This window comes from Rahnella variigena (assembly GCF_003610915.1).
In the GTDB taxonomy this organism is placed as follows: Bacteria; Pseudomonadota; Gammaproteobacteria; order Enterobacterales; family Enterobacteriaceae; genus Rahnella; species Rahnella variigena.
Map to the genome: position 1 here is coordinate 264,997 of NZ_NSDJ01000001.1, position 20,035 is coordinate 285,031.

Here is a 20,035-nt window from a genome sequence, read left to right on the forward strand (position 1 = left end):
TTGGATTAATTGCACAATGATGGGGCGTAACAGGAAGAGTTTGGGAAGGAAGCCCCGACCTGAGATCAGGGCTTAATCACTATCAGGCGCGAGTCACCGGGAAGGCCAGCACGTCGCTCAGGCTGGAAGCGCCCAGCGCAATCATAATCAGGCGGTCAACGCCCAGCGCCACACCGGAACATTCCGGCATACCGTGCTCTAACGCATCCAGCAGATTGTTATCGACAGGATGCTGCGGCAGGCCGCGCGCCGCACGTTTGCGGTTATCCTGCTCGAAACGCTGACGCTGCTCACGGCTGTCCGTCAGTTCACGGAAACCATTCGCCAGCTCAATGCCTTTGTAATACACCTCGAAACGCTCCGCGACGCGGTGATCTTCCGTACTGATTTCCGCCAGAGAGGCCTGAGTCGCCGGGAAGTGATAAACGAAGGTTGGTTTGTCGCGCCCGATGTGCGGTTCAACACCCATCGTAAACAGCAACTGCAACAGTGTATCGCGATCTTCTTCAGTATCGGCGATGTTGGATAAATCCAGTTTTGCCGCTGCTTCACGCAGTTCCGCTTTATCGGCGGATAACGGATCAACATTCAGGTGGCGGGTAAACGCCTGCTGATAAGACAGGGTTTCAGCGGTATCACAATCAAGAACCTGCTGGAGTAAATCATCCACTTCATTCATCAGGCGGTACATGTCATAACGCGGACGGTACCATTCGAGCATGGTGAATTCGGGATTGTGGTGACGTCCCGCTTCTTCGTTACGGAAACTGCGCCCCATCTGATAAATCGGCCCGCTGCCCGCAGCCAGCAAGCGTTTCATATGGTATTCCGGGCTGGTCATCAGATACAGCGTCATGCCATCAGCCGCACCCGGCCCGACAAAACGTGTCTCGAACGGCACCAGATGAATGTCGGTCACCGTAGCCTGGCTCATCGCCGGCGTTTCAACTTCCAGCACACCGCGATCGGCAAAGAAACGTCGAATCTCAGCGAGGATAGCCGCACGCTTCAACAAATTGGCGACAGGAGCACTGGGTTGCCAGCTTGCTGTTTCGCTCATGGTGATTTACTCCGAATTCAGAAAAGTCATGCAGTCTACCTGCATCCCCGCAGGCAAACAAATATCTCATTTTGAGATGCATAAAGCACAGAAAGCCTAAATGCGCGTTCACATCAAATTACCACTTCTACCCCTTTGGTATCATAATTCCCTTACAAACAATAAGAATACCAGCCACCGGGACAGCGCCTGTGTGTCATCGGGGTTCACTAACTCTTCGATTATGAAGAGCTTTTCGCGGGTGTTTCAAACCCGATCTCATTGATGATAGTGGAGGAATGCAGTGCAAACCTTTAACGCCGACATTGCAATTATAGGTGCAGGTGGGGCGGGTTTACGCGCAGCAATAGCCGCAGCGGAAGCCAATCCCAACCTGAATATCGCGTTGATTTCGAAAGTGTACCCTATGCGCAGCCACACCGTGGCGGCCGAAGGCGGTTCTGCCGCTGTGACGCAAGATCACGACAGCTTCGATTTTCACTTCCAGGATACCGTTTCCGGAGGCGACTGGCTGTGTGAGCAGGACGTGGTGGATCACTTCGTTCATCAATGCCCGACTGAAATGGCCCAGCTGGAACTGTGGGGGTGCCCGTGGAGCCGTAAGGATGATGGTTCAGTCAATGTCCGCCGCTTCGGCGGAATGAAGATCGAACGTACGTGGTTTGCGGCGGATAAAACCGGCTTCCACATGCTGCACACCCTGTTCCAGACCTCGCTGAAATACCCGCAAATCAAACGCTTCGACGAACATTTTGTCCTCGATATTCTGGTCGATGAAGGCCAGGTACGCGGCGTCGTCGCCATCAATATGATGGAAGGCACACGCGTACAAATCCGTGCCAACGCGGTGGTCATGGCCACCGGCGGCGCTGGCCGCGTTTACCGCTACAACACCAACGGCGGTATCGTCACCGGCGACGGCATGGGTATGGCGTTCCGCCACGGCATTCCGCTGCGCGACATGGAATTCGTGCAATATCATCCGACCGGCCTGCCGGGTTCCGGCATTCTGATGACGGAAGGCTGTCGTGGTGAAGGCGGTATTCTGGTCAATAAAGACGGTTACCGTTATCTGCAAGATTACGGCATGGGACCGGAAACCCCGCTCGGCGAGCCGAAAAACAAATACATGGAACTGGGGCCGCGCGACAAAGTGTCTCAGGCGTTCTGGCATGAATGGCGCGCCGGACGCACCATCGAAACGCCGCGTGGCGACGTGGTGTATCTGGATTTACGTCATCTCGGCGAGAAAAAACTGCGCGAACGTCTGCCATTTATCTGCGAGCTGGCTAAAGCCTACGTCGGCGTCGATCCAATTACCGATCCGATCCCGGTTCGCCCTACCGCGCACTACACCATGGGCGGCATCGAAACGGATGCGCAGTGTGAAACCCGTATCAAAGGCCTGTTTGCGGTCGGCGAATGTTCTTCCGTCGGTCTGCACGGCGCCAACCGACTCGGTTCCAACTCACTGGCAGAGCTGGTGGTGTTCGGGCGTATGGCCGGTGAAAAAGCGGCAGAGCGTGCCGTGGAAGCCAAAGATACCGGGAACAGCGCCGCGCTCGACGCGCAGGTGTGTGATATCGAAAACCGTCTTGTCGCTCTGATGGCGCAGGAGGGCGATGAAAGCTGGGCAGCCATCCGCGACGAAATGGGTCTGGCGATGGAAGAAGGCTGCGGGATTTACCGCACCACTGAGCTGATGCAAAAAACCGTCGATAAGCTGGCCGAACTGAAAGAACGCTTCAAACGGGTGAAAATTCAGGATACCTCCAGCGTCTTTAATACTGATCTGCTGTACACCATCGAGCTGGGTCATGGCCTTGAAGTGGCTGAATGTATGGCGCACTCCGCCCTGCATCGTCGCGAATCACGCGGCGCGCATCAGCGTCTTGATGAAGGTTGTACCGAACGCGATGACGTGAATTTCCTCAAGCATACCCTGGCATTTTATCAGCCGGATTCCGCCCCGCGTCTGGAATACGGTGACGTGAAAATTACCACGCTGCCTCCGGCAAAACGTGTATACGGCGGGGAATCTGAGACTCACGATAAAAAAGATAAGGAGCAATCACGTGGCTAAAATGCGCAGCCTGAAGGTTGAAATCATGCGCTATAACCCGGAAACGGACAGCGCGCCGCATCCGGTGGTGTATGACGTGCCTTTCGATGAAACAACGTCTCTGCTCGATGCTCTGGGCTACATCAAGGACCATCTGGCCGCTGATCTTTCCTACCGCTGGTCGTGTCGTATGGCGATTTGCGGCTCGTGCGGCATGATGGTGAACCGAGTGCCAAAGCTGGCGTGCAAAACGTTCCTGCGGGAATACCCGGACGGTATGCAGGTCGAGGCACTCGGTAACTTCCCGGTAGAACGTGATCTGGTGGTCGATATGACCCACTTTATCGAAAGCCTGGAAGCCATCAAACCTTATATCATCGGCAACACCCGCACGGTCGGGGAAGGCCCAGGTAAACAAACCCCGGCGCAAATGGAGAAATATCACCAGTTCTCCGGCTGCATCAACTGTGGTTTATGTTACGCCGCCTGCCCGCAATTCGGTCTGAATCCGGAGTTCATTGGCCCGGCTGCTATCACTCTGGCGCACCGCTACAACCTCGATAACCGTGACCACGGCAAAGCACAACGTATGCCGCAGTTAAACGGTCAGAACGGTGTCTGGAGCTGTACGTTTGTGGGTTATTGCTCCGAAGTCTGTCCGAAGCACGTAGACCCTGCCGCCGCCATTCAGCAAGGCAAAGTCGAAAGCTCAAAAGACTTCATGATAGCGAGGCTGAGACCGCAATGAGGGAGGAAAATATGACGACTCAAAGTACGGGCAGCAAACGTAAACCCTACGTGCGTGAGATGAAAGCCAGCTGGTGGAAAAGCTTACCGTTCTACCGTTTTTATATGCTGCGCGAAGGCACGGCAGTTCCGGCTGTGTGGTTTAGCCTTTTGCTGCTGGCAGGGGTTTTCTCGTTGCGTAACGGGCCGGAAAGCTGGGCGGGTTTTGTGCATTTTCTGCAAAATCCGGTGGTCATGCTGATTAATCTGATCGCCCTGATTGCCGCTTTGTTGCATACCAAAACCTGGTTTGAACTGGCACCGAAAGCCTCGATCGTAGTGGTGAAAGGTAAAAAAATGGGGCCGGAGCCGGTGATTGCGGGTTTCTGGGGCGTGACCATTGTCGTGACGCTGGTTGTTCTCGTCATCGCACTGTTTCTTTAAGGAGGCGACATGAAAAATACTCTTCCTAAACGTTCAGACGAGCCGGTGTTCTGGGGATTGTTTGGTGCAGGCGGTATGTGGAGCGCAATTTTCGCGCCAGTGATGATTCTGCTGGTGTGCTTCCTGCTGCCCCTGGGTTTCTTCCCCGGCGACGCCCTGAGTTATCCGCGCGTGCTGGCGTTCGCGCAGAGCTGGATAGGACGCCTGTTCCTGCTGCTGATGATCGTGCTGCCGCTTTGGTGCGGACTGCACCGGATCCATCACGCTATGCATGACCTGAAGATCCACGCTCCGGCCGGAAAATGGGTATTCTACGGTCTGGCAACGATCTTAAGTATTGTTACTCTTATCGTACTGATCCGTCTGTGATCCCTTAAGATCTGACTTTCCAGCGGCCGGCTCTCTGGCCGCTGTTTTCATTTCTTCCTCACTTGTTTTTCCTTTTCCTTTTTGTTACCTACACTTAGAGAACAACCTAAGGAAGGAGACTCTATGCGTATCTGGTCAAAACTCGGCGTCATCGTCACAGCTCTCATGTCTGTGGCCTGCAGCGTCACACCACCAAAAGACGTCAACGTCGTTAATAACTTCGAACTCAGCCGCTATCTTGGCACCTGGTATGAAGTCGCCAGACTGGATCATAGTTTTGAAAGCGGGCTGGAACGCGTCACGGCCAATTACAGCCTGCGCGACGACGGCGGTGTGAAAGTCATCAACCGCGGGTTTAATCCGCAGAAAAACAAATGGCAGGAAAGTGAGGGCAAAGGATACTTCACGGGTTCTACGGATAGGGCGGCGCTTAAGGTGTCATTCTTTGGCCCGTTCTATGGCGGCTATAACGTCATTGAGCTGGATAAAGATTACCGCTACGCGCTGGTCTGCGGGCCGGATAAAAGCTATTTGTGGATCCTGTCGCGCACACCGACGCTGGATGACAGCGTGAAGCAGAAGCTTCTGCAAACTGCGCAGCGATACGGATTTGATACCAGCAAACTGGTATGGGTGAAACAACCTTAATTTACCTCATTTCCGGACGCCAGAAACAACACTGCCTGCATCAATGTGCAGGCAGACTTCAGCTTACTTCAGGTGATTCACCCGCTATTGCGCGCTTTTCTGGATTGCTTGCCCACCCGCAGACACATCTTCACCCACGCCACGCGTGGTATTGCAGGCAGTCAACGCAGAAGACAGAACAAGAACAGATAAGATAGCGAGGATACTTTTCTTCAGCATATAAATTTCCTTCCTATAAGAGAATGTAAAGTACGACACTTTTAGTGTAGCTAACTTTCTGGATAGAGAAGGAAACAGGCAGGATTTTTAGGAAAGTTGGTAAAAATGAGGCTGAAGGGATCAGCCTGCTTTGGAAATCGCGCCACCCAGATGCTGGATGTCTTCACCGAAACCATGAACCGTGTTGCAGCCGGATAACGAAGCCAGCAACATCACTGAAACTACGATAAACATCATCTTCTTCAACATGGTAAACACAATCCAATTCAACAAGTTGGGGCTGGAAAGCTGCGACAGGCTTTCACCTGCGGCAGCTTTCATCCGACGTAATAAGCGTTGAGAACTTATTTAACGCGGGAAACGTATTCGCCAGAGCGGGTGTCACAACGGACGATTTCGCCGATCTGCACGAATAATGGCACTTTAACCACAGCGCCGGTGCTCAGGGTTGCAGGCTTGCCGCCGGTACCTGCGGTATCACCTTTCAGGCCCGGATCAGTATCAACAACTTCAGCTTCGATGAAGTTCGGTGGCTGAACAGCGATAGGACGACCATCCCACAGAGTGACGATACATTCTGCGTTGTCCTGCAGCCATTTAGAGGCGTCAGAAACGGTTTTCTCTTCAACCTGATGCTGTTCGAAAGTTTCAGGGTGCATGAAGTGGTAGAACTCACCATCGTTGTACAGGTAGTTCATGTTGGTATCTACAACGTCAGCGCCTTCGCATGAGTCAGTAGATTTGAAGGTTTTTTCTACACGGGAACCGGTCAGCAGACGACGCATTTTAACGCGTGCGAAAGCCTGGCCTTTGCCTGGTTTTACGAATTCACTGGATTCGATAGCGTAAGGCTCGCCCTCGAACATGATTTTAAGACCCGGACGGAAATCGTTGCTAGAATAAGTCGCCATGATGGCCCTCTAATTTTAAACTGGTATTAGCCAAAAAAATGGCAAACATTGTAACCCTAAACACGCCATTTAGAGAAGATTGGTTGTATCAACTCGGCGATGTTATCACTGACCCGGATGAACTGCTTACTCTTCTGGCACTTAACGACAATGCAGAACTGCAAAGTGGGCGTGAAGCCCGTCGTTTGTTCCCGCTTCGCGTACCCCGCGCCTTTGTGGCACGTATGCAGCCGGGCGATCCACAGGATCCTTTATTGCTTCAGGTATTGACCGCACGCGAGGAATTTATCGCCGCGCCGGGCTTTACCACCGACCCGCTTGATGAACAACGCAGCGTTGTTCCGGGTCTGTTGCACAAGTATAGCAATCGTGCCCTGTTACTGGTGAAAGGCGGATGTGCGGTGAATTGCCGCTACTGTTTCCGTCGTCATTTCCCGTATCAGGACAACCAGGGAAATAAAGCCAACTGGGTTCAGGCGCTGGATTATATCCGCACACGCCCCGAACTCGATGAAATTATTTTCTCCGGCGGTGATCCGCTGATGGCGAAAGATCACGAACTCGACTGGCTGATCGGTGAACTGGAAGGCATCGCGCACATCAAACGCTTGCGTATTCATACGCGTCTGCCGGTAGTGATCCCTGCACGTATCACGGATACCTTCTGCCAGCGCCTTGAAAAATCACGCCTTCAGGTGCTGATGGTGACGCATATCAATCACGCCAATGAAATTGATGATGCGCTGCGCGCCAGCATGGCGAAGCTGAAACACCACGGCGTGACGCTGCTTAACCAAAGTGTGCTGCTGCGTGGCGTGAATGATTCTGCTGATGTGCTGGCGACACTGAGCAATGCGCTGTTTGATGCCGGTATTCTGCCTTACTACATCCACGTGCTGGATAAAGTCCAGGGCGCGGCGCATTTCATGGTCAACGACGACGAAGCGCGCGTCATCATGAAAGGGCTGATGAGTAAGGTGTCTGGTTATATGGTACCGAAGCTGACCCGCGAGATTGGCGGCGAGCCGAGTAAAACCATTCTGGATCTGCGGCTGAAGCAGTCTTAACACGCATATCTTACCCCAAAATAAATCAAGTTGCGGGAAGGCGACAAGTGATGGAGTCCCGATGAGCTTACTCAGGTAAATGATTCGGGTGACTGAACGTAGCCAACGCACCAGCGGCTTGAGATATGAAGGGGGAACGCAAAAAGGGATGCCACTGGCATCCCTTTATTCTATCTGGCATTCACGCAATTAAACGGCGTACAGCCCGACTATGAGCACTTATAAACCTGGCCGACCATTTTGCTGTCAACCGGTGCAAAGCTGGACAGGAAGTTTTGGGACGGGCTGTTGGCACCATAAATAGTGTTGCCGCCCATCGCTGCCGCTTTGTTACGCAGGTCATTGGCTGCACCACGCATAGAGCTACCGTCACCGCCGGTACCGGAGAACCAGTTGCTTTGGGCACCGGTGACTTCGCCAAGCAGCTGACAATTTGCGCCTGGTTTGTCATCCGTGAATTTCACCTGCTGGCCCGCTGCATCCAGTTGATGAGTGGTACTGCACCCGGCAAGCAGCGCGATAGCTGACAGGCCCAGTAACATTTTAATCCGCATCACTTTCCCCATTTGTTTTTGTAATCACATAAAGCCTATCAGAAAACACCTGGCTCTCTTAGGCATCCGTTGCCACGCATGCCCAAGGTTTGCGCTATCGGAATCAATCCGAAAATCACGCAAAAATGAGTCTACACGTTAATGGCCGACGACAATGAGAGTTATCTTACTGAACCCGATAAAAAATGGTCAAATAAAAAAACCCGGCCTTTTCAGACCGGGTTTCTTCAGTACGTTGTGTCAGTGAACAAGAATGTCCGCTGATTTCGCGTACCTGCGGATGAACGCAGGGGGATGATGATTACATCATGCCGCCCATACCGCCCATGCCACCCATACCGCCAGCGCCGCCCATATCGACTTTATCGTCTTTAGGCAGGTCGGTGATCATGCACTCAGTGGTGATCATCAGGCCAGCTACAGAAGACGCGTACTGCAGAGCAGAACGGGTTACTTTAGTTGGATCCAGGATACCCATTGCGATCATGTCGCCGTATTCTTCGGTGTAAGCGTTGTAGCCGAAGCTGCCTTCGCCCGCTTTCACTTTGTTGGCGATAACAGAAGCTTCTTCACCTGCGTTCACAACGATCTGACGCAGTGGAGATTCCATTGCGCGCAGAGCAACGCGGATACCCACGTTCTGGTCGTCGTTGTCGCCGGTCAGGTTAGCCAGAGTGTGAGCAACGCGGATCAGCGCAACACCACCACCAGCAACTACGCCTTCTTCTACCGCAGCACGGGTTGCGTGCAGGGCATCTTCAACGCGAGCTTTCTTCTCTTTCATTTCAACTTCAGTCGCTGCGCCAACTTTCAGAACAGCTACGCCGCCTGCCAGTTTAGCCACACGCTCTTGCAGTTTTTCGCGGTCGTAATCAGAAGTCGCTTCTTCGATCTGCTGACGGATCTGAGAAACACGGCCCTGGATTGTTGCTTCTTCGCCAACGCCATCGATGATGATGGTGGTGTCTTTGTTGATAACAACACGTTTCGCCTGACCCATATCTTCCAGAGTCGCTTTTTCCAGTTCCAGACCGATCTCTTCAGAGATAACGGTACCGCCGGTCAGAGTTGCGATGTCCTGCAGCATAGCTTTACGACGGTCGCCGAAGCCCGGTGCTTTAACCGCAGCTACTTTCACGATGCCACGCATGGTGTTCACTACCAGAGTCGCCAGGGCTTCGCCTTCAACGTCTTCAGCAATGATCAGCAGTGGTTTACCGGCTTTAGCAACGGCTTCCAGTACTGGCAGCATTTCGCGGATGTTAGAAATTTTCTTGTCAGCCAGCAGGATGAACGGGCTTTCAAGTTCAACAGAACCGGTTTCTGGTTTGTTGATGAAGTATGGAGACAGGTAACCGCGATCGAATTGCATACCTTCAACAACGTCCAGCTCGTCTTGCAGGCCGGTACCTTCTTCAACAGTGATGACGCCTTCTTTGCCTACTTTTTCCATCGCTTCAGCGATCAGTTTGCCGACAGTTTCGTCGGAGTTAGCAGAGATGGTACCAACCTGTGCGATAGCTTTAGAGTCAGCGCAAGGGACAGATAATTTTTTCAGTTCTTCAACCGCATGAACGACAGCTTTGTCGATACCGCGTTTCAGATCCATCGGGTTCATACCGGCGGCAACAGCTTTCAGGCCTTCAGTGATGATGGCTTGTGCCAGAACGGTTGCGGTAGTCGTACCGTCACCCGCTGCATCGTTCGCTTTGGACGCGACTTCTTTCACCATCTGTGCGCCCATGTTTTCGAACTTGTCTTCCAGTTCGATTTCACGTGCAACAGACACGCCGTCTTTAGTGATGGTTGGTGCGCCGAAAGATTTGTCCAAAACCACGTTGCGGCCTTTAGGGCCCAGGGTCACTTTTACTGCATCAGCAAGGATGTTTACGCCACGCAGCATTTTCACACGGGCGTCGTTACCGAATTTTACTTCTTTAGCTGCCATTGTTAATTTCCCTTAAATTCGTTCTGTTCAGAAAAAAGTGGATCGGGGGACGATCAGGCTTCTACGATTGCCAGAATGTCGCTCTCAGACATGATCAACACTTCTTCATTGTCGATCTTCTCAGCTTTAACGCCGTAACCGTCGTTGAAAATGACGATGTCGCCAACTTTCACGTCCAGCGCTTTAACTTCACCGTTTTCCAGAATGCGACCATGGCCGACAGCCAGGATTTCGCCACGGGTAGATTTACCAGCAGCTGAGCCAGTCAGAACGATGCCGCCAGCGGATTTAGATTCTACTTCTTTACGCTTGACGATAACGCGGTCATGCAATGGACGAATTTTCATTGATAACTCTCCTGTGAGCGGGTCCATATCTATTTTTAGGGTTGAATGCCTGGCAAAACCTGCCTGGCCTCGTGGTTTGTTTAATGGGGGCGATACCCTGCCCTTCAAGGGGAAGAACAGAAAAATTTTCGCTTTTTCTTTCGCTGCTCTGACCGCTAAAAATCGGCTTTCGCAGCGCTTCCCAACAATCTTTTAACAATCAAGGCCACAGAGATTAGCGATCGCGGTGCTCTGTGTCGTCATCTTTTTTTGGTGAAACCAGACGTTCCTGCGTTTCATCCGTGCGCTGAAACTCGCCGTCAAAGGTATTTCCTGTCGGCGCGCTGCTCCCCCAGTTGCCGCCAGAGCGGACAATGTTCAGGTGCGGCATCAGTTTTAAGGTCAGGCGTTTCTGTATTGGTGGTAACAACAGCAGTAAGCCGAGGAAATCGGTAAAGAACCCCGGTACCAGCAACAGGAAACCGGCAATCACCAGCGAAACGCTTTTCACCATCTCAGCTGCCGGGCTTTCCCCGACCGCCAGCTTTTGCTGCAATTGCATAAAGGTTTTCATGCCCTGATTCTTCACCAGAGAAACACCTACGCAGGAAGTAAACACCACCAGCAATAATGTTGTGGCAACGCCGACCACCGCAGCCACCTTGATAAATAAGGTGATTTCGATGTAGGCCAGCAGAAATAACAGTAATAACGGTAACCAGCGCACCGCATTCTCCTTGTAATTAGGCTCCGAAAACTCTGTCGTAAAATACGGTCACAGAGGCAATCGAAACCAGGAATAAGTGCCTGCTCAGGATCTTTGCTTTCAAAGAAATGCAGGCTGACTACACTGAGATGGTGCTACATCACAGTGATTTCAAGCGTAAGACCTGATTTAATTGAGCCGCTGAATGAATTGTGAGAATTCTCACAGATACCAAAAACATGCACAGTAATAGGGCAGGATAGTGATCTTAGTACGTGCAATTCGCCTGAAGCAGCATATGATCGCCTTCGTTGCCTAAACAACGGTTGATCGTTTTATATTTAACACGGTAAGTAACATAATTTTAAACATCGCATAACACATTCAGTACCGAAGAGAAGGTTCTCATGTCAAACACCATTCGTATCGAGGAAGACCTGCTGGGCACGCGCGAAGTACCGGCAGAAGCTTATTACGGCATTCACACCCTGCGGGCGATTGAAAACTTCTATATCAGCAACACCAAGATCAGCGATGTCCCTGAGTTTGTTCGTGGCATGGTGATGGTGAAAAAGGCGGCGGCTCTGGCCAATAAAGAGCTGCGTACCATCCCACGTCATATTGCGGACATCATTATTCAGGCGTGCGACGAAGTGCTTGATAAAGGCAAATGCATGGACCAGTTCCCTATCGACGTCTATCAGGGCGGTGCGGGAACCTCGGTAAATATGAACACGAATGAAGTGCTGGCGAACATCGGTCTGGAACTGATGGGACACCAGAAAGGCGATTACCAGTTCCTGAATCCAAACGATCATCTGAACAAATGCCAGTCCACCAATGATGCCTACCCGACAGGTTTCCGTATCGCGGTGTACACCTCTTTGCTGAAACTGGTTGATGCGATTTCTCAGCTGGGCGACGGTTTCGAGCGTAAAGCGGTTGAGTTCGAAAACATCATCAAAATGGGACGCACGCAGTTGCAGGATGCGGTTCCGATGACCCTCGGTCAGGAATTCCACGCATTCAACGTGCTGCTCAAAGAAGAAACCCGCAACCTGATGCGCACCGGCGAATTACTGCTGGAAGTGAACCTCGGCGCTACAGCGATCGGTACACGTCTGAACACACCGGAAGGTTATCAGCAGCTGGCAGTAGAGAAACTGGCTGAAGTCAGCAATCTGGCTTGTGTACCGGCAGAAGACCTGATCGAAGCGACGTCTGACTGCGGCGCCTACGTGATGGTTCACAGTTCACTGAAACGTCTGGCGGTTAAACTTTCTAAAATCTGTAACGACCTGCGCCTGCTCTCTTCCGGCCCGCGCGCTGGCCTGAACGAAATCAATCTGCCAGAATTGCAGGCCGGTTCTTCTATCATGCCAGCCAAAGTTAACCCGGTTATCCCGGAAGTGGTGAACCAGGTGTGCTTCAAAGTCATCGGTAACGACGTGTGCGTCACCATGGCTGCCGAAGCAGGTCAGTTACAGCTGAACGTGATGGAACCGGTGATTGGTCAGGCGATGTTTGAGTCAGTGCATATCCTGACGAACGCCTGCTACAACTTGCTGGAAAAATGCATCAACGGCATTACAGCCAATAAAGAAGTGTGCGAGTTCTACGTCTTCAACTCTATCGGTATCGTCACCTATCTCAACCCGTTCATCGGCCACCACAATGGCGATATCGTCGGGAAGATCTGTGCGGAAACCGGCAAGAGTGTCAGAGAAGTGGTTCTTGAGCGCGGATTGCTGACTGAAGCCGAGTTGGACGACATTTTCTCTATCGAGAACCTGAAGCATCCGGCCTACAAAGCGAAACGCTATACTGATGAAAATGAACAGTAACAGATTAAATTACTGACCTTTTAAAGGCTCGTTGTTCTGCGGAATAACGGGCCTTTTTACTTTTTGCGATACAACAATTACATAACAATTAATTATCAATTCCTTATTAATTATCAATCCCTTAAGGAGTAGCAGGATTATGGACGGACAACCATGCTAATCATCGAACTTATTATTGTACTGGCAGCGATTTTCCTCGGCGCGCGCCTGGGCGGTATCGGCATCGGATTCGCCGGAGGACTGGGCGTGCTGGTGCTGGCGCTGATTGGCGTCAAACCGGGTACCATCCCTTTTGATGTCATCTCCATCATTATGGCAGTAATCGCGGCTATCTCGGCCATGCAGGTGGCGGGCGGAATGGATTATCTGGTGCAGCAAACTGAAAAGCTTCTGCGCCGTAACCCCAAGCACATTACGATCCTCGCGCCCATCGTCACTTATTTCCTGACGATTATGGCCGGCACCGGCAACATCTCGCTTTCCGCCCTCCCCGTGATTTCAGAAGTGGCGAAAGAACAGGGGATCAAACCCTGTCGTCCGCTTTCGACTGCCGTCGTTTCCGCGCAGATAGCGATTACCGCATCCCCCATTTCTGCCGCTGTTGTTTATATGGCGTCAACCATGGAAGGCCACGGCGTCAGTTATCTGCATCTGCTGATGGTGATGATCCCGGCAACGCTGGCCGCTGTTATCCTGATGTCACTGATTGTCAGCTGGTGCTTTGACTCCAAACTTTCCAACGATCCGGTTTACCTGAAACGTTATGAAGAAGGGCTGATTGAGCTGCGTGGCGATAAGGTCATGGAAATCAAACCTGGCGCAAAACTCTCCGTGTTGTTGTTCCTGCTCGGCGTTTTTGGTGTGGTCGGATACGCGGTGATCAACAGCCCGAGTCTGGGCTGGGTCGCACAACCGGTGATGACCACTAACAGCGCCATTCTGATTATCATGCTCAGCGTCGCGACGTTGATTACCCTGCTGTGCCGTATCGATACGGATTCAATTCTGTCCTCCAGCACCTTTAAATCCGGCATGAGCGCCTGTATTTGTATTCTCGGTGTAGCCTGGCTGGGCGACACTTTTGTCCAGGCCAATCTCGGCTGGATCAAAGAAACGGCAGGCACCCTGATTCAGGCACATCCGTGGCTGCTGGCCGTAATTTTCTTCTTCAGCTCTGCGCTGTTGTATTCACAGGCTGCCACCACCAAAGCCCTGCTGCCGATGGCGCTGGCGCTGAGCGTATCGCCACTGACCGCAGTGGGTTCTTTTGCTGCCGTTTCCGGTTTATTCATTCTGCCAACATACCCGACGCTGGTTGCAGCCGTGCAGATGGATGACACCGGCACCACACGCATCGGACGCTTCGTCTTCAACCATCCGTTCTTTATCCCGGGCACCATCGGCGTGTTCCTGTCGGTACTTTTCGGATTTGGCTTCGGCAGTATTATTCTCTGACAGTTTTTTCGGGGGCTACGGCCCCCGTTGTTTCTGCATTCTTCCCGCGTCAGACCACGTTCAGCACCTGCAGGGCTTTCTGCTCACCGATTGTGCGGGGTATACTCGTATTTCATTAACGCGCTGCGGCATGAAGCCGTCCGCTTCTTCTGTCGATTCACTCAGTGGCTGTATATCTGCCGCGACAAAGAGAACTTTACTCCGCATGGATCACCGCATTCTTCGAATTTTCTTCCTGCTTTGCAGCCTGTGTCTTTTGCCCTTTCAGGCGAATGCCTCTTTGTTTGGCAAACCCGCTGCGGCGCAGTTTGTGCCTGTCGATCAGGCTTTCAGTTTTGATTTTCACCAGCAGGGACATGATCTCAAACTTAGCTGGCAAATCCGCGACGGCTATTATCTGTACCGCAGTAAAATTGAGCTTGAACCGAAGAATGCGCAGCTCGCCGCCTTCCTTTTGCCGAAGGGGCGCGAACATCACGACGAATTTTTTGGTGAGAGCGAAGTTTATGAAAACGCGCTAAATATTGTAGTTCCGATACGTGAGGCAAGCGCCGAGGCGACGGTTCGTGTCACTTATCAGGGATGTGCTGCCGCAGGGTTCTGTTACCCGCCGGAAACCCGTGAGGTTCCGCTGAGTGCTGTAACACAACCGGAACTCGCCAGCACGCCTGCAACGGATAACGCGTCGGTTATCGCGACGCCTGAAACACAATCCACGCCCCTGCCGTTTTCTCCGCTATGGGCTTTGCTGATCGGCATCGGGATTGCCTTTACGCCTTGCGTGCTGCCGATGTATCCGCTGATTTCAGGCATCATTCTCGGACGCCAGCGCCCTCACAGTATGAAGCGTATCTTCCTGCTGGCACTGGTTTACGTGCAGGGCATGGCGCTGACATACACGCTGCTCGGCATGATAGTGGCTGCCGCTGGCTTGCAGTTCCAGGCGGCGCTGCAAAGTCCGTGGGTACTGATTGTGCTTTCGGTGATGTTCATTGCACTGGCGCTGTCGATGTTTGGCACGTTCAGCCTGCAACTTCCTTCTTCAGTCCAGACCCGTCTGGCTTTGTGGAGTAATGAACAAAAAGGCGGCTCGCTGCCCGGCGTCTTTATTATGGGCGCACTGGCGGGACTGATCTGCTCGCCCTGCACTACCGCGCCGCTCAGCGCGATTTTGTTGTATATCGCCCAGAGCGGGGATCTGCTGGCGGGGGCTGGCACGCTGTATCTTTATGCGCTGGGGATGGGCATTCCGCTGATTATCGTCACGATGTTTGGCAACAAACTGCTGCCACGTAGCGGGCCGTGGATGCAGTACGTCAAGGAAGGTTTTGGCTTTGTGATACTGGCACTGCCGGTTTTCCTGCTGGAACGCGTGATTGGCGATACCTGGGGACTGCGTTTGTGGAGTCTGCTCGGCGTGGCCTTCTTCGGCTGGGCGCTGGCACTGAGCCTGAAAAGCCAGCGAGGCGTGGTTCGGGTGCTGCAGTTAGTCTTTCTTGCGGCGGCACTGATTGTCAGCCGCCCCTTACAGGACTGGGCATTTACGCCAGCTGGTGAAACAACTGCGCCGCAGCACGCGTTGAATTTCCAGAAAATCCATAATGTGGGTGAACTGGATGCCGCCCTTCAGGGGGCTCAGGGCAAACGCGTCATGCTGGATTTGTACGCGGACTGGTGTGTGGCGTGTAAAGAGTTCGAAAAATATACCTTCTCAGCGCCAGAAGTGCAGAATGAACTGACGAATACCTTGTTGCTGCAGGCTGATGTCACCCATAACTCCGCGGAGCAGAAAGCGTTATTAGAGCGTTTGAAGGTTCTGGGCCTGCCGACGATTTTATTCTTCGGACCTGATGGACATGAGTTGCCACAGTCGAGGGTGACAGGGTTTATGAATGCCGCAGAGTTCAGCGCGCATTTGCAGAAAACCCGCCCTTAAACGACACTACCTTTTGAAGTACGCGAATTGTGAGGAGGCAAACGTGCTACGTGAACAAGTTCTCGATAAAACCCTTAATCTTTTGGAACAACGTGGCCTTGCAACATTGTCACTGGAAACTGTCGCCGAACTGGTGGATGTTCCGCTCAATGAATTAGGCCGTTTCTGGCCGGATGCCGAAGCTCTGCTGTATGACAGCCTGCGTTATCACGGTGAACAGATTGATATCTGGCGACGTCAGCTGATGCTTGATGAATCCCTTTCTGCGCCGCAGAAATTACTGGCCCGGTACAAAGTACTGGATGAGCAGGTGCGCCAGCAACGCTACCCCGGTTGCCTGTTTATCGCCGCCTGTACGTTTTTCCCTGACAGCGATATGCCGATCCATCAGTTAGCTCAGCAACAGAAACGGGCATCCTATGACTACACTCTGGCGCTTTTGCAGGAAATGGGGTCGGATGATGCAGAAATGGTCGCTCAGCAGATGGAACTGATCCTGGAAGGGTGTCTGAGTAAATTGCTGGTTAAGCGCCAGCTGAACGACGTGGAAGTCGCCCGCCGTCTGGCAGAGGATGTGCTGAACGTCGCCCGTTGCCGCGAACATGGCGCGCTTTCCTGACTTCTCTGGTCTTCAGACCCGCGAATTCGCTTTTTTTGAATGAAAAGGCAGCAAACGAACGCATTTTATGTGTTTTAGATGACAAAGCCGTTGACGGCACAGGCCCAATACGGTTTAATGCGCCCCGTTGCCCGGATAGCTCAGTCGGTAGAGCAAGGGATTGAAAATCCCTGTGTCCTTGGTTCGATTCCGAGTCCGGGCACCATATTTAAAGAAACCAGCCTAACGGCTGGTTTTTTGCTTTCTGGGTTCTTATAAAGATCATGGACTCTCCATCGAACCTCATCCCCAATTGTCTGACGCTTGCTCAGCCCACATCATTTCCTGTGAAATCCCCCACTGTTATCCCCTATAAACTCATATTAAACCTGCACTTGAGCTGATACATTGCAGATTGAACATTGAGTAAATTTATAGGATATAAAATGCCTTCGTCCACAAATCCGCTACTCGCTTCTCCGTTGAAAGCCGGCGATACCGTTGGTTTTTTCTCTGCGTCGTCACCTGTTACTGCTACGGCACCTGAGCGTTTTTCTCGTGGAAAGAAATTTCTTGAAGAAAAAGGATTTGTACTGAAAGCGGGCTCACTGACGGGGCATTCTGACCATTACCGTTCAGGTTCAGTTGCCGCCAGAGCGGAAGAATTAAATCAGTTGATCCGCGATCCGCAGGTGCGTTGTGTGATGTCGACGATTGGAGGCAATAACAGCAACTCCCTGCTGCCTTATCTGGACTACGATGCGCTGCGCGCTGACCCGAAAATCATTATCGGATACTCCGATTCCACGGCGCTTCTGGCCGGAATTTATGCCCAGACCGGTCTCATCACGTTCTACGGTCCGGCGCTGGTGGCTTCTTTCGGCGAGTTTCCCCCGCTGGTTGATGAAACCTGGGCCTCTTTTGCCGATATCCTGATGACCCGCCATAAAGCGCCTTACCGTTATCCTCTTCCTGCATACTGGACGGACGAAAAGCTCAACTGGAATGACGTCACGCCAGTAAGAGCCAAAAAATTGTATGCAAATACCTGCCGTTTTCTCGGGGCAGGACGCATTGAGGGACGGGTTATCGGCGGGAACCTGAATACTTTATCAGGCATCTGGGGTAGCCCTTATATGCCGGAAATTCATCAGGGCGATATTTTGTTTATTGAAGACAGCCTTAAAGATATTGCCACCGTTGAACGCTCTTTCTCGATGCTGAAGCTCAACGGAGTTTTCGATCGTGTAAGCGCCATTCTGCTCGGAAAACACGAACTGTTCGATAATGCCGGTACGGGAAGACAGCCGGCGGACGTTCTGCTGGAGATTCTGAACGGGCAGGAAATTCCCCTGGTCGATGGCTTTGACTGTTGCCATACCCATCCGATGTTAACACTCCCTCTGGGTACTGATATTATTGTGGACTTTGATCACCAGCATATCGACATCTCTGGTCATTACTTGCGCTGATACCTCCGAAATCACGTACTACTAAAATTCCGTATGTGATTTATTATCATCTTCCTGTTTCATATCCCGGCCATTTACATTTCAAGTGACTGCTCTGTAAACATTTACTACAGAAATCTGTTTTTAAAATAGAAGGGTTTATACTAACTGCCCTCTGTGAAGCAGTATATAAAGATAAAACACCCGTAAAGCAGCACTGTACTAATTAACTGATGCAGCGGAAATGACCGAATATTCTAAACAGGGAGGAGTGGCATGCCCATGGTTTATCTGATTGAAAATCAAATAGTCTTCAATCCGGAGGAAAATTCGCTTTCATTACTGAGTGATGATGAAAGTAAGATCACCGTCTCAAATCCTGCACGGAGAATATTATTATTGTTAATTGAACAACAAGGCGTGGTCGTTCAGCGTGAAACATTCTTTAAAAAAGTATGGGATGACTACGGCCTGAACGCTAGCAATAATAACCTTAATCACTGTATCAGCAAATTACGTAAAGTCATCTCAACCCTGGGATACCAAAATGAATTTATCGTTACTGTCCCTAAGGTCGGTTTTATCATCCGGAAGGAAATCATTATTGAGACCTGTGCCAATAAGATTGAGACTCAGGTATTAGTAGAAAATGGTGATGAAGTCGCTAAAGAGCCCGATAATGTTCCGGGCGAAGCGATGCCGGATGACGAAATAATAAATCATTCTGTGGCGCCACAGCAAAATGCAACTGAACCTGAACCGCAGAAGGGAAAATATCATCATTATTTTATAATGAGCATTCTGGTCACTGCCGCACTGACAGTCTGGGCAATTTTCATTTTTTACAATGACATGAGTGATCCGAAAGCTGACTTAGAGATTGCCAAAATCGGATCCTGCAGCTTGTACGCAACGGCCCCGGTTTCCCGGTCAAATAAGAGTAATTTTATTCAACTGGCAGAAGATTTTCTGCATAAGAACAATATCTCATGCAAACCAGGACACATTCTTATATTTCAAAGCGAGCTTTTCTCTTCGCCAATAAATACCGGTTCAGTGCGGGAGTTTCTCGCACAATGCAGCACCGATGACAATCATAAAGCAAGTGTTTGCATAAGCTATTATACAAATGACAGGACCACGCATGATCAGTGATAGAAAATTTATTCCTCCGGGCAAGAAAACTATTATTTACACGTTACTTCCTGTCGCTGCGTTGCTGTTAGTGTTATATGGAATGTCTCTGAGAAAGGACAAGCATACGTTTCCGGTTAATATCCCTTGCAGGGGAAGTATGATCGTAGAAGCACAATATGATCATCAGAGAGCGAAAATGGTGACCTCTTTGTACTTTAGTTTTCTTGATAATCGTAAAATTTTAGTTTCACTCAGTGGAACTGCATATTTATACAATGAGGAAGGAAAACTGGTAAACAGGAAAACTTTGCTGAGGAATATCTATTATGACTACGTACAGGAGAGCAAAGTGACCGATACCTATTCAATGACCAGCAGACAGATTAACATTGATAGCATAGACAATATGGACTGGGGGATTTCTTCGCTTCTGATGATAAACAGTTTTTTTCTAACCGGGCATACCGATACGATGGTGTTGAAGAAATATGATGACAACACCATGCTGATAGAAAGTAATCAGTCTCCGTTTGCATTATGTGTTTTCAAAAAATCTTTTTAAAAACAGCGAAAT

Annotated in this window: 21 protein-coding genes and 1 tRNA gene; 14 read left to right on the plus strand and 8 right to left on the minus strand. The window is 51.1% G+C overall.

Translation table 11 applies throughout. The features are described from left to right. Window positions 1–82: 82 nt before the first annotated feature. A complete protein-coding gene (gene epmA / locus CKQ54_RS01225; RefSeq protein ID WP_113877077.1) occupies window positions 83–1,060 on the minus strand; it encodes an elongation factor P--(R)-beta-lysine ligase in 978 nt (325 codons plus the stop codon). A gap of 283 nt (window positions 1,061–1,343) precedes the next feature. Here epmA and frdA point away from each other — a divergent pair, with 283 nt between their 5' ends. The 5 genes from frdA (at window position 1,344) to blc (ending at window position 5,309) form a co-directional block, all read left to right on the plus strand. Beyond that, entirely contained in the window at window positions 1,344–3,143 is a 1,800-nt protein-coding gene (gene frdA / locus CKQ54_RS01230; RefSeq protein ID WP_120162433.1) for a fumarate reductase (quinol) flavoprotein subunit, read from the plus strand. A 1-nt stretch (window position 3,144) separates the two neighbouring features. Next, a complete protein-coding gene (locus CKQ54_RS01235; protein WP_238484726.1) occupies window positions 3,145–3,870 on the plus strand; it encodes a succinate dehydrogenase/fumarate reductase iron-sulfur subunit in 726 nt (241 codons plus the stop codon). A gap of 11 nt (window positions 3,871–3,881) precedes the next feature. Continuing rightward, on the plus strand, window positions 3,882–4,292 hold the full coding sequence (gene frdC, locus CKQ54_RS01240; RefSeq protein WP_120162434.1) for a fumarate reductase subunit FrdC: 411 nt from the start codon (window positions 3,882–3,884) through the stop codon (window positions 4,290–4,292). A gap of 9 nt (window positions 4,293–4,301) precedes the next feature. Further along, a complete protein-coding gene (gene frdD, locus CKQ54_RS01245; protein ID WP_120162435.1) occupies window positions 4,302–4,661 on the plus strand; it encodes a fumarate reductase subunit FrdD in 360 nt (119 codons plus the stop codon). Window positions 4,662–4,784: 123 nt separating this feature from the next. Beyond that, window positions 4,785–5,309: an outer membrane lipoprotein Blc gene (gene blc, locus CKQ54_RS01250; RefSeq protein ID WP_120162436.1), complete on the plus strand. Its 525-nt coding sequence runs from the start codon at window positions 4,785–4,787 to the stop codon at window positions 5,307–5,309. Between the two features lie 84 nt (window positions 5,310–5,393). Here the strand turns inward: blc and CKQ54_RS01255 are convergent, their stop codons facing one another. The 3 genes from CKQ54_RS01255 to efp all read right to left on the minus strand — a co-directional run bounded on the left by CKQ54_RS01255 (window position 5,394) and on the right by efp (window position 6,439). After that, window positions 5,394–5,528, minus strand: a complete 135-nt coding sequence (locus tag CKQ54_RS01255) for an entericidin A/B family lipoprotein (RefSeq protein WP_014333643.1) — start codon at window positions 5,526–5,528, stop codon at window positions 5,394–5,396. Between the two features lie 120 nt (window positions 5,529–5,648). Further along, the gene (locus CKQ54_RS01260; RefSeq protein ID WP_377442435.1) at window positions 5,649–5,741 is read right to left on the minus strand and encodes an entericidin A/B family lipoprotein; all 93 of its coding nucleotides are present in this window, start codon (window positions 5,739–5,741) and stop codon (window positions 5,649–5,651) included. Window positions 5,742–5,872: 131 nt separating this feature from the next. Then, window positions 5,873–6,439 (minus strand): elongation factor P, encoded by a 567-nt coding sequence (gene efp / locus CKQ54_RS01265; RefSeq protein ID WP_013573742.1) that lies wholly within the window; start codon window positions 6,437–6,439, stop codon window positions 5,873–5,875. 38 nt (window positions 6,440–6,477) lie between these two features. On the opposite strand from efp, the gene epmB reads away from it, so the two are divergent. Then, the gene (gene epmB, locus CKQ54_RS01270; RefSeq protein ID WP_120162437.1) at window positions 6,478–7,506 is read left to right on the plus strand and encodes an EF-P beta-lysylation protein EpmB; all 1,029 of its coding nucleotides are present in this window, start codon (window positions 6,478–6,480) and stop codon (window positions 7,504–7,506) included. Window positions 7,507–7,715: 209 nt separating this feature from the next. Here the strand turns inward: epmB and CKQ54_RS01280 are convergent, their stop codons facing one another. From CKQ54_RS01280 to CKQ54_RS01295, 4 genes are all read right to left on the minus strand, one after another. Beyond that, on the minus strand, window positions 7,716–8,060 hold the full coding sequence (locus tag CKQ54_RS01280; RefSeq protein WP_112289755.1) for a DUF4156 domain-containing protein: 345 nt from the start codon (window positions 8,058–8,060) through the stop codon (window positions 7,716–7,718). 301 nt (window positions 8,061–8,361) lie between these two features. After that, on the minus strand, window positions 8,362–10,008 hold the full coding sequence (gene groL, locus CKQ54_RS01285) for a chaperonin GroEL (protein ID WP_112289754.1): 1,647 nt from the start codon (window positions 10,006–10,008) through the stop codon (window positions 8,362–8,364). 53 nt (window positions 10,009–10,061) lie between these two features. Beyond that, a complete protein-coding gene (locus CKQ54_RS01290) occupies window positions 10,062–10,355 on the minus strand; it encodes a co-chaperone GroES (protein WP_009636718.1) in 294 nt (97 codons plus the stop codon). 214 nt (window positions 10,356–10,569) lie between these two features. Then, window positions 10,570–11,061 (minus strand): FxsA family protein, encoded by a 492-nt coding sequence (locus CKQ54_RS01295; protein ID WP_014333639.1) that lies wholly within the window; start codon window positions 11,059–11,061, stop codon window positions 10,570–10,572. A 386-nt stretch (window positions 11,062–11,447) separates the two neighbouring features. On the opposite strand from CKQ54_RS01295, the gene aspA reads away from it, so the two are divergent. The 8 genes from aspA (at window position 11,448) to CKQ54_RS01335 (ending at window position 20,023) form a co-directional block, all read left to right on the plus strand. Beyond that, window positions 11,448–12,884 (plus strand): aspartate ammonia-lyase, encoded by a 1,437-nt coding sequence (gene aspA, locus CKQ54_RS01300; protein ID WP_112289751.1) that lies wholly within the window; start codon window positions 11,448–11,450, stop codon window positions 12,882–12,884. A 153-nt stretch (window positions 12,885–13,037) separates the two neighbouring features. After that, window positions 13,038–14,339, plus strand: coding sequence for an anaerobic C4-dicarboxylate transporter (locus CKQ54_RS01305; RefSeq protein WP_120162438.1), 1,302 nt, complete (start codon window positions 13,038–13,040; stop codon window positions 14,337–14,339). A 205-nt stretch (window positions 14,340–14,544) separates the two neighbouring features. Next, the gene (locus tag CKQ54_RS01310; RefSeq protein WP_120162439.1) at window positions 14,545–16,275 is read left to right on the plus strand and encodes a protein-disulfide reductase DsbD; all 1,731 of its coding nucleotides are present in this window, start codon (window positions 14,545–14,547) and stop codon (window positions 16,273–16,275) included. Window positions 16,276–16,318: 43 nt separating this feature from the next. Further along, complete coding sequence (gene dicD / locus CKQ54_RS01315) at window positions 16,319–16,894, plus strand: division control transcriptional repressor DicD (RefSeq protein ID WP_120162440.1); 576 nt, start codon at window positions 16,319–16,321, stop codon at window positions 16,892–16,894. Between the two features lie 129 nt (window positions 16,895–17,023). Continuing rightward, a tRNA-Phe gene (locus tag CKQ54_RS01320) sits at window positions 17,024–17,099 on the plus strand. Between the two features lie 220 nt (window positions 17,100–17,319). Next, window positions 17,320–18,345: a S66 family peptidase gene (locus tag CKQ54_RS01325; RefSeq protein WP_120162441.1), complete on the plus strand. Its 1,026-nt coding sequence runs from the start codon at window positions 17,320–17,322 to the stop codon at window positions 18,343–18,345. A gap of 261 nt (window positions 18,346–18,606) precedes the next feature. Beyond that, complete coding sequence (locus tag CKQ54_RS01330) at window positions 18,607–19,479, plus strand: winged helix-turn-helix domain-containing protein (protein WP_244220157.1); 873 nt, start codon at window positions 18,607–18,609, stop codon at window positions 19,477–19,479. After that, on the plus strand, window positions 19,469–20,023 hold the full coding sequence (locus tag CKQ54_RS01335) for a FidL-like protein (protein WP_120162443.1): 555 nt from the start codon (window positions 19,469–19,471) through the stop codon (window positions 20,021–20,023). The genes CKQ54_RS01330 and CKQ54_RS01335 overlap by 11 nt, the downstream gene beginning before the upstream one ends. The last annotated feature ends 12 nt before the right edge of the window (window positions 20,024–20,035 follow it).

What these genes read in the sequence shown, in the direction of transcription:
- CKQ54_RS01325 (WP_120162441.1), top strand. Translation starts at nt 17,320, where the DNA reads ATGCCTTCGTCCACAAATCCGCTACTCGCTTCTCCGTTGAAAGCCGGC.
- efp (WP_013573742.1), bottom strand. Translation starts at nt 6,439, where the DNA reads ATGGCGACTTATTCTAGCAACGATTTCCGTCCGGGTCTTAAAATCATG.
- aspA (WP_112289751.1), top strand. Translation starts at nt 11,448, where the DNA reads ATGTCAAACACCATTCGTATCGAGGAAGACCTGCTGGGCACGCGCGAA.
- epmB (WP_120162437.1), top strand. Translation starts at nt 6,478, where the DNA reads ATGGCAAACATTGTAACCCTAAACACGCCATTTAGAGAAGATTGGTTG.
- CKQ54_RS01255 (WP_014333643.1), bottom strand. Translation starts at nt 5,528, where the DNA reads ATGCTGAAGAAAAGTATCCTCGCTATCTTATCTGTTCTTGTTCTGTCT.
- CKQ54_RS01260 (WP_377442435.1), bottom strand. Translation starts at nt 5,741, where the DNA reads ATGTTGCTGGCTTCGTTATCCGGCTGCAACACGGTTCATGGTTTCGGT.
- groL (WP_112289754.1), bottom strand. Translation starts at nt 10,008, where the DNA reads ATGGCAGCTAAAGAAGTAAAATTCGGTAACGACGCCCGTGTGAAAATG.
- frdC (WP_120162434.1), top strand. Translation starts at nt 3,882, where the DNA reads ATGACGACTCAAAGTACGGGCAGCAAACGTAAACCCTACGTGCGTGAG.
- CKQ54_RS01335 (WP_120162443.1), top strand. Translation starts at nt 19,469, where the DNA reads ATGATCAGTGATAGAAAATTTATTCCTCCGGGCAAGAAAACTATTATT.
- frdD (WP_120162435.1), top strand. Translation starts at nt 4,302, where the DNA reads ATGAAAAATACTCTTCCTAAACGTTCAGACGAGCCGGTGTTCTGGGGA.
- CKQ54_RS01235 (WP_238484726.1), top strand. Translation starts at nt 3,145, where the DNA reads ATGCGCAGCCTGAAGGTTGAAATCATGCGCTATAACCCGGAAACGGAC.
- epmA (WP_113877077.1), bottom strand. Translation starts at nt 1,060, where the DNA reads ATGAGCGAAACAGCAAGCTGGCAACCCAGTGCTCCTGTCGCCAATTTG.
- CKQ54_RS01310 (WP_120162439.1), top strand. Translation starts at nt 14,545, where the DNA reads ATGGATCACCGCATTCTTCGAATTTTCTTCCTGCTTTGCAGCCTGTGT.
- CKQ54_RS01330 (WP_244220157.1), top strand. Translation starts at nt 18,607, where the DNA reads ATGGTTTATCTGATTGAAAATCAAATAGTCTTCAATCCGGAGGAAAAT.
- CKQ54_RS01280 (WP_112289755.1), bottom strand. Translation starts at nt 8,060, where the DNA reads ATGCGGATTAAAATGTTACTGGGCCTGTCAGCTATCGCGCTGCTTGCC.
- blc (WP_120162436.1), top strand. Translation starts at nt 4,785, where the DNA reads ATGCGTATCTGGTCAAAACTCGGCGTCATCGTCACAGCTCTCATGTCT.
- CKQ54_RS01290 (WP_009636718.1), bottom strand. Translation starts at nt 10,355, where the DNA reads ATGAAAATTCGTCCATTGCATGACCGCGTTATCGTCAAGCGTAAAGAA.
- CKQ54_RS01305 (WP_120162438.1), top strand. Translation starts at nt 13,038, where the DNA reads ATGCTAATCATCGAACTTATTATTGTACTGGCAGCGATTTTCCTCGGC.